Source organism: Coprococcus sp. AF16-5, from assembly GCF_003479365.1.
Taxonomy (GTDB): domain Bacteria; phylum Bacillota; class Clostridia; order Lachnospirales; family Lachnospiraceae; genus Coprococcus; species Coprococcus aceti.
Window position 1 is genome coordinate 1 of sequence record NZ_QUGZ01000009.1, and the last position, 12,642, is coordinate 12,642.

The 12,642-nt window shown below is 42.7% G+C and carries 16 protein-coding genes and 1 pseudogene; 2 read left to right on the forward strand and 15 right to left on the reverse strand.

The genetic code is table 11. The annotated features are described in order from the left end of the window. Positions 1-455: 455 nt before the first annotated feature. The 5 genes from DWW70_RS13835 to DWW70_RS13855 form a co-directional block, all read right to left on the reverse strand. The gene (locus tag DWW70_RS13835) at positions 456-1,955 is read right to left on the reverse strand and encodes a zinc ribbon domain-containing protein (RefSeq protein WP_055224635.1); all 1,500 of its coding nucleotides are present in this window, start codon (positions 1,953-1,955) and stop codon (positions 456-458) included. A gap of 36 nt (positions 1,956-1,991) precedes the next feature. After that, positions 1,992-2,444, reverse strand: a complete 453-nt coding sequence (locus DWW70_RS13840) for an 8-oxo-dGTP diphosphatase (protein WP_070099149.1) — start codon at positions 2,442-2,444, stop codon at positions 1,992-1,994. A 177-nt stretch (positions 2,445-2,621) separates the two neighbouring features. Further along, on the reverse strand, positions 2,622-3,068 hold the full coding sequence (locus DWW70_RS13845) for a YunG family protein (protein WP_118650071.1): 447 nt from the start codon (positions 3,066-3,068) through the stop codon (positions 2,622-2,624). A 370-nt stretch (positions 3,069-3,438) separates the two neighbouring features. After that, complete coding sequence (locus DWW70_RS13850; protein ID WP_118650072.1) at positions 3,439-4,206, reverse strand: carboxymuconolactone decarboxylase family protein; 768 nt, start codon at positions 4,204-4,206, stop codon at positions 3,439-3,441. 95 nt (positions 4,207-4,301) lie between these two features. Beyond that, positions 4,302-4,778: a flavodoxin gene (locus DWW70_RS13855; RefSeq protein ID WP_118650073.1), complete on the reverse strand. Its 477-nt coding sequence runs from the start codon at positions 4,776-4,778 to the stop codon at positions 4,302-4,304. A gap of 350 nt (positions 4,779-5,128) precedes the next feature. Between DWW70_RS13855 and DWW70_RS13860 the strand changes: the two genes are divergently transcribed. Further along, positions 5,129-5,797, forward strand: coding sequence for a TetR/AcrR family transcriptional regulator (locus DWW70_RS13860; protein WP_118650074.1), 669 nt, complete (start codon positions 5,129-5,131; stop codon positions 5,795-5,797). Between the two features lie 71 nt (positions 5,798-5,868). Beyond that, positions 5,869-6,480, forward strand: coding sequence for an L-2-amino-thiazoline-4-carboxylic acid hydrolase (locus DWW70_RS13865; protein WP_118650075.1), 612 nt, complete (start codon positions 5,869-5,871; stop codon positions 6,478-6,480). Positions 6,481-6,485: 5 nt separating this feature from the next. On the opposite strand, the gene DWW70_RS13870 is transcribed toward DWW70_RS13865, so the two are convergent. The 10 genes and pseudogenes from DWW70_RS13870 to DWW70_RS13910 form a co-directional block, all read right to left on the reverse strand. Continuing rightward, positions 6,486-7,541 carry an ankyrin repeat domain-containing protein gene (locus DWW70_RS13870; RefSeq protein WP_243017732.1) on the reverse strand — a complete coding sequence of 352 codons (1,056 nt, stop codon included), beginning with the start codon at positions 7,539-7,541 and terminating at the stop codon, positions 6,486-6,488. 23 nt (positions 7,542-7,564) lie between these two features. Beyond that, positions 7,565-8,263 (reverse strand): transglutaminase-like domain-containing protein, encoded by a 699-nt coding sequence (locus tag DWW70_RS13875; RefSeq protein ID WP_118650077.1) that lies wholly within the window; start codon positions 8,261-8,263, stop codon positions 7,565-7,567. A gap of 5 nt (positions 8,264-8,268) precedes the next feature. Beyond that, complete coding sequence (locus DWW70_RS13880) at positions 8,269-8,541, reverse strand: GNAT family N-acetyltransferase (protein ID WP_004853622.1); 273 nt, start codon at positions 8,539-8,541, stop codon at positions 8,269-8,271. Further along, complete coding sequence (locus tag DWW70_RS15030) at positions 8,531-8,683, reverse strand: hypothetical protein (RefSeq protein ID WP_004853620.1); 153 nt, start codon at positions 8,681-8,683, stop codon at positions 8,531-8,533. The genes DWW70_RS13880 and DWW70_RS15030 overlap by 11 nt, the downstream gene beginning before the upstream one ends. A 5-nt stretch (positions 8,684-8,688) precedes the next feature. After that, positions 8,689-8,886, reverse strand: a complete 198-nt coding sequence (locus tag DWW70_RS15525; protein WP_081445879.1) for a winged helix-turn-helix transcriptional regulator — start codon at positions 8,884-8,886, stop codon at positions 8,689-8,691. Beyond that, positions 8,843-9,628, reverse strand: a pseudogene (locus tag DWW70_RS13890) (VirD4-like conjugal transfer protein, CD1115 family); the annotation flags it as partial. The gene DWW70_RS15525 and the pseudogene DWW70_RS13890, both read right to left, overlap by 44 nt. A gap of 147 nt (positions 9,629-9,775) precedes the next feature. After that, the gene (locus DWW70_RS13895) at positions 9,776-10,222 is read right to left on the reverse strand and encodes a hypothetical protein (protein ID WP_015533334.1); all 447 of its coding nucleotides are present in this window, start codon (positions 10,220-10,222) and stop codon (positions 9,776-9,778) included. Between the two features lie 112 nt (positions 10,223-10,334). After that, complete coding sequence (locus DWW70_RS13900) at positions 10,335-10,499, reverse strand: transposon-encoded TnpW family protein (RefSeq protein ID WP_004853612.1); 165 nt, start codon at positions 10,497-10,499, stop codon at positions 10,335-10,337. 266 nt (positions 10,500-10,765) lie between these two features. Continuing rightward, entirely contained in the window at positions 10,766-12,052 is a 1,287-nt protein-coding gene (locus DWW70_RS13905; protein WP_330378014.1) for a virulence-associated E family protein, read from the reverse strand. Further along, a complete protein-coding gene (locus DWW70_RS13910) occupies positions 12,006-12,641 on the reverse strand; it encodes a CHC2 zinc finger domain-containing protein (RefSeq protein ID WP_004853608.1) in 636 nt (211 codons plus the stop codon). The genes DWW70_RS13905 and DWW70_RS13910 overlap by 47 nt, the downstream gene beginning before the upstream one ends. Position 12,642: the final 1 nt, after the last annotated feature.

A 12,642-nucleotide genomic window follows, 5' to 3' on the forward strand; every position in this document is an offset into this window, starting at 1 on the left:
GAATTTCAGGGTTGTCATGTTGTTAATTTTTCAAGGTTCTTTATGTTTTCGCCTCTCAGCGACAACTTCTAAATACTATCACATTCATTTATCAATGTCAACAACTTTTTTCATCTTTTTTCAAGCTGTTTCTTCAGTTCTTATGTACTGATTTCGTGTCATAATCGGGTGATTATATAACGAATAAATCTCAAAATCTGATGCTTTATAGATGTTTCTGACACCGTCTCACGCGACAGCTTTTATAAGATACCACCATCATTTTACAATGTCAAGCATATTTTTTCTTTTTTCTATTTTTGTGTTTTTCCTATTATGTATTTTCTTATTCTCTTCTTATTTTCTTTTTATTTCTTTCTTTTATATTCCTCGTTATAATCAGATTTTAAGATACTATACCTGTTAGTTTCTCCGTTTCCTTTATACTCAGCTTATATTGTATCTATACTCTTTGCCTATACCAGCTCAAGTCTTTCAATTATAAAGCCTTCATTCTCCATGTGATATACGGTTCCGCAATATGGGCAGTTTCTCTGACGGACAGAATCAAAGCTTGCTCCACAATTCCTGCAATACACAGATGTAATGGAGAATCCAGGAGGTTCCATGTAAGCAACATTTCTCCGAAGTGTAACGTCTATACAGTCTCCGCACCTGTTGACGCGTCCATTCTTCTCACTATAATTTATCCACCATGTTCTGAGTGTCATGCACAGATGACTTCCCTCCATATGTATATCCTGCACTGTCATAGCCTGCATATATGTCATTTCTATAATATCCCGAAAATATGGATTTAATGTTCCACCACAATATGATGCCAGATTCTCCGGGTGGTCTGACATAATCGCCATACGGATAAGAGATATGATCTGTCCCTCAAACTTCTCAAATGAAAAATACGGATCATATGGTGCAAATGCACTTTTGACCTTTCCTTTTGTTGTCACATAGGACCAGAACGGTATCCTCTTTCGTCCATCCCTGTTGAACTGTTTTGTCATAAATATAATAATAGAAATTATATATCCAAATATTCCGCCCATAATAAGTGCTACAAAAAATGACATAAACAAAGCCTGCGGTATTGGCGTTTCCCGGTCGAGAAAAGAAGGTATAAAACATGCAAGGAAGAAAACCAGCATTGTTATCCCTGTGGTCTTTCCCATCTTCTTCTGATTCTTTGTAGAAGCATTCTCTCGTATAAAAAATATATTTGTTACACGGGGAAACAGATCACTGATACGAAAAACCGTACGACAATAAGGGCAGCCTTCCGTGAGAGCTGCCACAGGGCTAACTGCACCGCAGTTTGGACAAGTCATGGACATACGTGTAAGTTCCTGCTCATTTGGAGTATGGACAACTGTCTCGTACATCGTATCTTCGGTTACACGCTCATATATTATGCCGGTTGAATTCTGGAATTGCAGATGCCTGTCAACCCCTTCATACATGAGATCAACTGTGTACCAGGATGTCTTTCGAGGCACTCTTGTAGTTCCCATCGTTTCTCTCTTCACAGGTGATGTATGCTGTATCATACGAATGCCCTTCCGTGCCATTCTATCCTTCTGAAGGCGAAGAATATATGATGTGTCTCCATCACAGCTGCGTGGACGCATGTCAGAATCATACCAATGATTTAATTCTATGGCAAAATCATCAAATATACTTCTGTGTTTCTCCCATGTTGGAGTATATTTCTTAAATGCTGTCACCTGTTTTCCATAACAGATCAAAGAAATTATAGCGGCTATGATCAAAGCCGCTCCAATACACAGAAAAACAAGAGCCGGTGTCTTGTCTATATCTTCAATTGTGTAGACTGAGGCACCAAGGAGTCCAAATGCAAACAACACTATACCCCTCACAAATAAGTTTGTTTTTGGCTTTGGCACTTCTAGTTTACGTTTTTTGCTTGTTATATTTGATATATCTGAAAATATTGACATTTTCTTTCCCCCATAAATCCCATTAAACTTTTATTGTTATTGTATCTTTGAAACTATGCCATTTTTCGTAAGTGTCTGCAGACATTCCGACGCACTGTCATCGTGCATCATCTGCCACACCTGTTCCATTCCTGGTGCAAGCGGTTTTCGCAGGAACTCTTCTCCCGATATCCAGTACACTTTGCCCTCTTCTGAAGATATAAGTTCCCCCTGATACTCATCCGTCTTGTACAGAAATCCGACATTTCTCACAGCTCCGGTCATCCAGTGATATATTCCGGTGAGCTTTGGATTGCTTATGGTCAGCCCGGTCTCCTCATATATCTCTCGTATCACCGATTCTGTGAATGTCTCTCCGGGTTCCACATGTCCACCAGGGAATGTCGTTCCGGAATAGCTTTTCCCTACTTTATCGAGTGCCAGTACACGCCCAGCGTGATCATATACCATGCACATATTCATAAATATTACCTTCTCTATTTCCGCCATTTTCTCCATCCTGTTGTTTCTATACATTCTGTATGTATTCTCCGGTCTATGGATTTATATCGCACTCTATATACTATATACTATATATCATAATGTGCGAGTACGATAACACGTTACTATCACAACGAGCTTAATTATCTGATACTCTTTTTCAGAATGTAATATTTGTTATCTACATCATTTTGTATATTCCCCGAGCGCAGCCTTCAGATACTCATACCTCTGTCTTTTCTCTTCCTTAGCAAAATGTACCTCTCTCTGCTGTTCCGGATTATTCTCATAATCCAACACTTCATCGCCGAACTGCTCGCTTGTGAGATCAAAAGCGCAGTCGCCTATCACATTGTAACAATGATAGTTTCCGCCTGGTCTCTTTATACCGTACACCTTTCCACCAAATATATCCTGTGCCAGAAAAGCAGTGATGGAACACTGCCCCAGCGTCATATTCTCATTTGTCCATCTGTCCCTCATCCTCGGCGCACAGGTATCCGCACACCAGATATGACTCAGTGCATCGTATAGATCTGTTGGGGTATTTATCCCCGGATATTCATCTTTGATGGCCGGTGCATCTGCATTCTTCCAGCCCCAGAAATTGTATGTCTTTTTTCCGTTGTCCATCCATCTCACCTTCGATACTACATTATTCCATCATACTTCTACATTCGATACTTCTTTTGTCCAGCTGCCTTCATTACATCAACATCCTTACATCAACTTTCTTGCTTCATTATATCACTCACACTGTAAATTCTCAGTATTTAATATACGGTATTATTCCACAGTATTTTCTAGCACTCCAATATTTTCTATCTTACCACACCGCCGCCCTTAAGGTACAGTGGTTATCATATATCCGTCAAGGCTCTTGTCGAAACAAAAAGCCACCCGGATATAAATATCCATTCGCATTCAACCGCGAATCATATTTATACCAGGATGGCCTATATATATTCATATGATATTGTCACTTGCGTTATCTACTACAGCCCTACTGCAGCTTTCCGTACTCCTCATCCGTCACAGGCTCACACCACTCATTTGATGTCTCCTCACCTGGAACCTCGATTGCAAGATGGCTGAACCAACTGTCAGGAGCTGCGCCGTGCCAGTGCTTTACCTCAGCAGGAATGTTGATGCAGTCGCCTGGATTCATCTCAACTGCAGGCTTGCCCTCCTCCTGATAGTATCCGCGTCCACCGACACATACAAGGATCTGTCCGCCACCGCTCTTTGCGTGATGGATATGCCAGTTGTTACGGCAGCCCGGCTCAAATGTCACGTTGAACACTCCAACCTGACTAGTCGATACTGGAAAGAGATAGCTGTGTCCTATGAAATACTGGGCAAATGCATCATTTGGCTGTCCGATAGGGAATACCATGCTCTTTACATGTGCTCTCATTGCCTCATCCTCATATGGAAGATCGCCCTCATTTACATTCCACACTTCCTTTGCAAGATTGAATACTGCCCAAGCCTTTGGCCAGCCGGCGTAGAAGCCAACATGTGTGATGACCGCTGCGATCTCCTTCTGTGATACACCATGATCCTTCGCATTCTGAAGATGGATCTTCAGCGATGAGTCAGTGATTCCCTGTGCCATAAGTGCCACAACAGTTATGATACTTCTGGTCTTTACATCGATGTCATTGTTGTTCCAGTTCTCCCCAAAGAGAACATCGTCATTAAAATGTGCAAACTCAGGAGCGAACTCTCCGAGTGCATTTCTTCCCGCTGTCTGTACTATCTTTGCCATTGTTTTTCTCCTTCCAAATGTAACTCTGTTTCATATATTCGTTGGATGTATGAAAGTTATTATCATCCTTCACTAATTTGTCATACATCTATTCTTTACGCGAGGGTTTTATCTACCCACTTCTCGATCTCCTGTCTGTTTGCCATGTTGAGCAGTCCGCCTTCTACAAACTCAGCTCCCGGTGCCGACGGCTGGAGTTCCTTGATCGTGTTGCCAAATCCGCTTCCACCTGATGTTGCGAACAATGTGATCTTCTTGCCTGTGAAGTCGTACTTCTCAAGGAATGTATTGATGATCGTCGGAGCCACATACCACCAGATAGGGAATCCAAGTACGATCTCATCATAATTCTCAATATGTGCATTTGAATCATCAAGCTCCGGTCTAAGCTTCTTGTCGCTCATCTCGACGCTGCTTCTGGATTTCTTGTTCATCCAGTCAAGGTCAGCCTTGGTGTACAGCTCCTTTGGTTTGATCTCGTACAGGTCTGCGCCTGCTGCCTCCGATATCATCTCTGCAACCTTTTTCGTGGTTCCACATGCGCTGAAATATGCTATAAGCTTTTTTGACATTATGTAAACCTCCTTCAACTAAACGTCATCCCATTCTAATCACCCTTGACGTGGAATGATGCTGTATGTCAAGTCTTCGTCAAAAACCTGACACATTCCAATATCCGCCCACACATCCTATGAATGTATGAGCATAAAAATAAGCAAGTACTTTTCAATACATACTTATTTTAGTCCTGATATATCTATATGTCTAATACCTATATCGAATTATCTGTTATGCCTAAAAGGCATATTGTTACATCAGTCGCTTAATGATAGAAATTTTCAATTAACTCATTTAATCTTCTGGCCGCTTGATTTTGCAAATCTCATGTGATATAAAGTAAACACTGTTTACCAAATAGTAAATGGAGGTGGCTATCATTCGGGAAAGTACAAAGGAAACAAGGGCGGCAATACTGAAAAGTGCCATGGAAGTCTTTCTTGAGGTTGGATATCAGGAGGCGTCCATGCGTAAGATCGCCACAAGGGCCGGTATAACCGCAGGCGCAATATACAAGCATTTCTCAGGCAAAGAGGAAATGTTTGACGAGATATTTGAGGAAAGCGGCAGAAAGCTCATGGAAGTCACTGAATCCATGATCGGAATAGACTTCACTGCCATGTCAGATGACGAGCTGCTCAATGTGTTGTATTCCAGGATATCAGTACAGATATTCGATATGCTTGAGGGCGACATGCAGCTCTTTCATATGCTGCTGAAAAATGACTCAGGCAAATGTCTGGAGAAATTCCGCAGTATCTATATAGAAAGAAGTGCTGGCTTTGCGCTTAAGTATTATGACGAGTTATACAAACGTGGGATTGCAGTCAGGAAATTATCTAAGAAAACAGTGTATATGCTCTCTCTGGCTGAGTTCTCAATGGTCTGTGAAATAATTGCAGATGACTCATGCCAAAGTGGAATCACGCCAGAGATGAAAACTGCTTTTATGGAGGCTATGAATGTTCTGCTGCACGGAATCGAAGCAGAGCTTCAGATAGGCAGAGCGCCTGATGATCCAGATCGAATTTAAATAGACAGTCAGGTCCATGATCAACCTGTATAGATAATTTGACCGGTGTCAAATAGAAAGGATATGTAACTATGAAATACAGATTTACACAGAAATTATTTGGTTATTTCTTTCACAATTCATGCATGAAGCAGGCAAAAGCACAGCATCTAATCCTTGACAGCAAGGCTATAAAGAACGAATACAAGGCAGTCCTTGAGCGTGCCGATGACATAGGAAAGTCGCACCTCATGAGCTCATACTGCATGGGCGCATATTTCATCGCACTAAACAGAAAGACTTCTCTTTCACCGGAGGAATGTTTCAGCCTGTACAAAGACGGGCTGTACAACAATAAACTTTTTCATATGGTTATTGGAAATGCAGACAGCTATCTCGATGAAAAAAAGCTTCCGGGAAGGAAGAAATGGTCTGAGGAATCTCATCTGAAGCGCTATAAGAATGACTGGGTTCTTGACATCATCGTGGGCGGACCAAACGATGACTTCGTACTCGGATATGATTATCACAACTGCGGGATATGTAATCTCTGCCGCGACGAGGGGTGCTTTGAACTGGCAAAGTATCTGTGCCGTATGGACTACGTGCTCGCTGACATGATGGGCATGAAGCTCACAAGGACACAGACCCTTGCCGAAAATGGAGCTTACTGCGACTTCCGCTATGGACGGAAGTCACAGTAATTGATCTATCTTTTATAATCAAGTTCTCCCACTGCCATAGGATTCAGATTCAGTGTCACCCATTTGACCGAAAGCTCTGTGAGTCTGTTTATATCCGTCTCATCGGCATCCTTGATGCCGTTTATGAGTCCGGCAAATTCTCTCTGCTCGTCCGCGTCAAGTGGTGTGCCCATACATATGTATCGATACAGGGCATTTGCCATGCTCTTGAAATCTGAATCCCAGTTGCAGCATCCGTTATCTAGTATCTCATAGGCAAGTTTTCCCGATATACGGATGACCTCGCCCTGAACTGTGCCCGCATGTCCCGAACCAGGCACAAGAAGATTCCACAATTCTCCATGCTGCTTCTGCCAGCGCTTCTCATGAATGACGATCGGCGATGTGCCGTCATATTCTACCCGTCTTGGAACAGGGGCAACTCCGAGCAGTCCATACAGACTCTCCATCGTCCTGTCAAGCTCCGGCATAATATCAGGACTCATATCTTTCCTGCGAAACTCTATATCCTCAGCCGCGCTTCTCATATATGTTCTTATTTTATCTGTGACCGGAACTCCTATCCCGATCAGATACTCTGCTACCGGCGCAAGCTTTATCAGATCAAATGTCCTTGCCCAGTGAAACGCTCTCTCAAGTGGAGTCTCCCCTGATCTGGATGTCACTTCTGCATCTGCTCCCGCCTGTATCAGACATTTGACAAGCTCAAGATTGCCAGTCTTCACAGCCACATGCATAACGGTCTCTCTGTCAAGACCCTGGGTGGCTGTTATGTCTGCGCCCAACTTCACCAGCGCTATAGCCTGTTTCTCTGATGCCATTCTTCCGGCATGATAAAGCAGCGGTGTGTAGCCATACTGGTCAACATAGTTGATGTCGATCCCCTGCCCTATCAGCCACCGCATCATCTCCTCTGAAAGTGGAAATTCCAGTGCATTTCCCTTGTTGTATCCGCCATATGCATTGATGTCGCATTTGCCAAATACCTTCTTGATGTCCTCATCACTTGCCGTCTGCACAAGCTGCTCAAAATCCTTTGGCAGTGTTTTTCTCTTTGCCATGTGTGTACCTCCCATATTCTATTCTACTTACCCCTGATCTTCCTGACATTCCTGTTCATCATATGCCTTCCCCAGTTTCTGTACAGGAACGCCTTCACCCTTGACATCTCCTGATGGTGTTCTTTTAACAGCCCATCCGGCGAATCATACACTCCGAAATCCTGATTGATACCTTCGCTCTGGATATATGTATTATTCCTGTCAAAATCTATAACAGGATTCTTAAAGTCCTTAACTGCCACTCCAAATCCGCAAAATGCACCCGTACACTCACTGTATTTCGCCTGCAGCTTTTTTAGATATCCCATATCCAGAATAAACGCCTCAAGCTCATACCACCTGTTTTCAAAATACACTTCTACCCAGCTATGGAATACATTCTGTGGTGCATTTCTGTATACGATTCCTGTCATAGCGCCCTTCTGTAGCTTTTTATCAATGGTAAATCCATGCACTCTGCACGGGATATCGCAGGCTCTAAGCAGCGCCATGAACAATGTTCCCTTGGTGTTGCACTGTCCATAGCCATCCCGCAGCACCCTGGACGCCGGGACACTGTCATCCACATTATATCCAAACAATATCTCATCCCTGACAAATGTATAAATGGCCTTCAGGCGTTCAAACTCTGCCATGTCACTCCACTTTCTCTCTCTGATGAGCTGCTTGATATTCTCATTTGAATAGTCGAGCATCTTTGTCTCTGTCAAATAATCGTGCATCCCTTTTACCTCTTATCCGAAAAATTGCATATCTGTATCGGTGTGCCACCTTCCATAACGTGGAAACCGTGTCTCTCATAGAAAGCGACATTCTTGCTGTCCTCCTGCATTCCCTCTATGTACAGATAATTCTTATATTTATCTCTAATATATTCTACCATATTTCCGGCTATTTTCTGCCCCTGATATTCAGGATGCACAAGAACATAGTGTACAAATGCCACCAGCTCTGAATCATCCAACACTCTTGCAAGTCCGACAAGGCGCTCACCCACCATCCCATGCGGTAAGAACAGTCTGTGAGTTCATAAGTGCTTTGTGAAGTCTCTGTGGGTATTCTGCCGAGATCCACCCAACCGACTTAAAAAGCTCCTGTACCTGATCCTGTGTAAATGTTTTCTCTTCTGTATATTTTATCATTATGTCTACCCCCTATGGTCACATTTCTGGCACTGTGTCATCTCGTTTTCGTTGTCTTCCTTGTAAAAGGTTCCTGACCACTGACAAATACTCTTAAGTATCGGTACAACGGATCTGCCCTTATCTGTAAGTGAGTATTCAACTCTCGGAGGAATCTCATCATATGATCTTAGAAAACTTTGGTTTTCCATATTCGGAAACATATTTCTCAATGTCAAATTGATTTTTCTTGTCAAAATCCGAAAGCTCTTTGTACATCTCGTTTGCGGTTATATCGACCTTATCTGAAAAGAACGGTCTTACTCCACGCACCTGCAATATACATTTGCCGCCATCCATAAGAGCCAGGCGGTCTTGGCTCATAAGCTCCCGCCCAAGTTTCTGATAGTTCAGACCATAGGACTGAGATGTTCCTCTGGTATCAGAGGTGTTGTACGTGTCAATCGTTTCCTTACCCAGCACTTCCGACAGATCTTTTAATGTTGACTTCTCCTTGCCACCTAAAAACAGAAATGTATCGCAGTTACCCTCGATCGTCTCTGCGTTATCCTTATAAATTGACTTTAACTGTGCCTTAGACTGTAGGATAATGGATGCCGATATCTCTCTGCTTCGTATGGTTGCAATCAGCTTGTCAAACTTCGGAATCTGTCCGATGTTTGCGAACTCGTCCAGGATACACCGCACATGTACCGGGAGCTTTCCATGGTATTCATCGTCTGCAATCGTGCAGAGCAGATTGAAAAGCTGTGTGTACATGATTGATACCAAAAAATTAAGGGAATCATCTGTATCCGAAATAATGACAAACAGTGCTGTCTTTCTTCTACCGATGTCCCCTAAGTCGAGTTCATCATATGCTGTTATCTCCCTGACTTCCTTGATGTCAAATGGTGCAAGTCTCGCACCACAGGAAACCAGAATACTCTTGGCTGTCTTACCTGAAACAAAATGTCAAAGACTTTTTAGTACCCATACATTTCATTGCATGAAAAAAGCCACTGTAGATTTCTCCACAATGGCTATAAAGTCATTTTTATTCACTTTTGATTTTCGGCAACCTCATGCCCAAACTGGAATAGGTTTGACACTTTAATCGGGACTGAACTCCTTATCGGTAATGACATAATGAAATTCATCTGCACCAAAGGTATCTTTGTCCAGATCTGTAATAGTAAATGTAGTTCCATCAAATTTCATATAGCCGCTGGTGCCGTCAACAACAACGCCATCTTTTACAATGTCCAGATAAACAATTCTATCGATGCTATTCAACTCATAGGCCTGCCAACCGTCCACACCCTGAAAATAGGCTGTAACATTGGCAAACGGTTCATCGTTTTCCTTCTTGCAGACAAGATAACTGGCACTGTCCTCCGATACCCAGGTGGCAGTCATTCCCCAAGGACCTTCCGTTGATACATATCTCCCAAATTTATGGTCGTTGGTACGGTTAATTATGAGTCCTACAAAAGAACCAACAACGAGTACAAGAATAAGCACAACGACACCAACAATGATTTTTACATTCTTCCTCATGATAAATTCACCCTTCCATAAATTCATCTGTTAAGAATATTCTTATTTTTCGCTCTTATTGAACATACTAATTATACCACAATATATGCAAGTTTTCCATATGCTTTTCTACCTATGCCGTATGCTGATTTGCCCTAACATCATTCTCAATCAGCCTCTTTATCTTGTCCTTCATGCTTTCTTCGGCATCCTCATTGAAATGCACTCTCACAACATACATTGTGCCACCTATCTGCTTTCTGAGTGCTACCGGTGTGTGTGATTTTCTATTCTCCATTTGTGTTCTCCTTTATGTCTGCCTGGTAAGGAAGAGCCTCTTTCAGCTGACAACCGGAAGCTGACAACCGACCTCTAAAAACTCTCAATTCCTTTTATTTATAGTTACTTTTCCTAAATTTACTTTTTCTCAAATATTCCGTTGCTTTCGTTGTCAGAACTATATATATCCCTTAAAAACATAGTAAATATAAGGTTTTATAGAACATAGAACCGACAACGGGGTTGGCAACGGGATAGACAACCAGCCGACAACCTATCAGGCATTTATCTCTCCATCCACTCCGGTGGCAATGATAACTGCTCCATCTGCTCCTTGGTTATCGGTTGAAAATCCTGACCTCTGTTGTCAGGCTTCTCCCATCCTTTCTGCCTGCGGTATGGTTCAGGAAAATGTCTTGGATTACTAAAGGCAATCCAATTACTGCAGTTATTCATAATGTCATTAATCTCACGAATTTCCCATTGTGCCGGATTTCCGTCATTTCCCAATGCCTCAGAATATAACTGCCTTGAACATACCATGCTTCCCTCGTAATGCTCCAAATAGTCAAGAATCAGCTCTTTCTTGGTATCTTCCTGCATAAACTGCTTCTGATACTCACAAAGCTCTTTTTCCATCTCTTTCGGAAGCCTCAGCTGGCATTTGCCACTCCTGTAGATTTCCATAGCCTCTGCCCACATCTGGTCGATATATTCCCTTGATGTCTTTTCATCATCGAGTATATGAGTTTCCGCCTCTTCCATATTGCAAAGAATAGGCAGAAATCTTCGGTTTCCCGACCTGTCCATAGGCAGGAAATCCAGCGAATTTGATGAACCGGCAAACACGCACTGCCTCTTGTGGTCTTTGGGATGCCTGTCGTATGGGGTCTTGTAAGTGTCTTTCTGTCTGCTCATAAAGGACTTGGTATCTTCCACATTCTTGGCATTGAGAATTGCCACCATTTCAGGGAACTCTATAATCAGATGCCCCTGTATTTTTCGGTATACATTATCATCATCCATTTTCTTCAAGTCATCCGTAAACCAGTCATCTTCCATGGCAAGGAAACGCAGAAAAGTGGATTTACCGGCTCCCTGACCACCTACCAGGCAGAGCATTACTTCAAACTTGATGCCCGGGCATGAAATTCTTGCTATCGTCCCTATCATAAAAAGCTTCATTACCTCATAGGTGTACTCACTGACCTCTGCCCCTAAGAAGTGATGCAGTGCATAGCGTATCCTCTCCCAGCCATCCCATGTTATGGAATTGATGCGGTCAAGAACCGGATGGTATCTGTTTTCATTTGCCACGACCTTTATCACATCCTCAATCCGCTTTTCGTTGGATAATCCATAATGCTTTTCAAGGTAGACAACAAGGAATTTCAAATCAACATCCGTCAGGCTGTCGCTTTCACGATACCATCCCAAATCCCTTGTAATGTCGATTTTATCCGTAAACATGTTCAGACGGAATGCACCCTGCAGATTAGGGTCATTCATCAAAATCAGACGATAGTTACCGACTGTTTTCCTGACTTCTCCCTTTTCTGTGCTCTCCAGCATCGCCCTGACTTCTCCGATACTCTTCAATTCTTCCTGCAATCGACTTCACCCCCTTTCCAATGTCAGAAACAACAGAAGCTCTGTCAGGGATATCCTTTTCAAGGAGAGTATCAAGCTGATATTCCACTTTACTGATATTCTGCAGAGCTTCTACAAAGCAGGGATGCCATTCCTCATCCATGCTCTTCGGTGCATATTCTGTTTTCCATTTCCTTAACAGATGATAATAGTCTGACAGAACACAAAAACACTGCTTCTGCTCTTCATCCAGTATCTGCTCCGGTGTTTTCTTTGGTGCCATCTTTTTCGGTGGTGCCCGGTTGGTTGCGTCATAATTCAGTCCAAAGTCAGATGCAATCTTCATTGCAGCTTCCTTTGGTGCAAGCCCGAAATATTTTGCCACAAAATCTATCGCATCTCCGGTATCTCCACAGCCGAAACAATAGTATCTCTTATCAATCTTCATGCTGGGAGTCTTGTCTTTATGAAACGGACAACAAGCCAGCCCACTCCGGTTGATTTTGATGCCATACTGCATAGCCACCTGCCTTGCAGTGACATTTTCTTTCACTACTGCAAATACATTCATG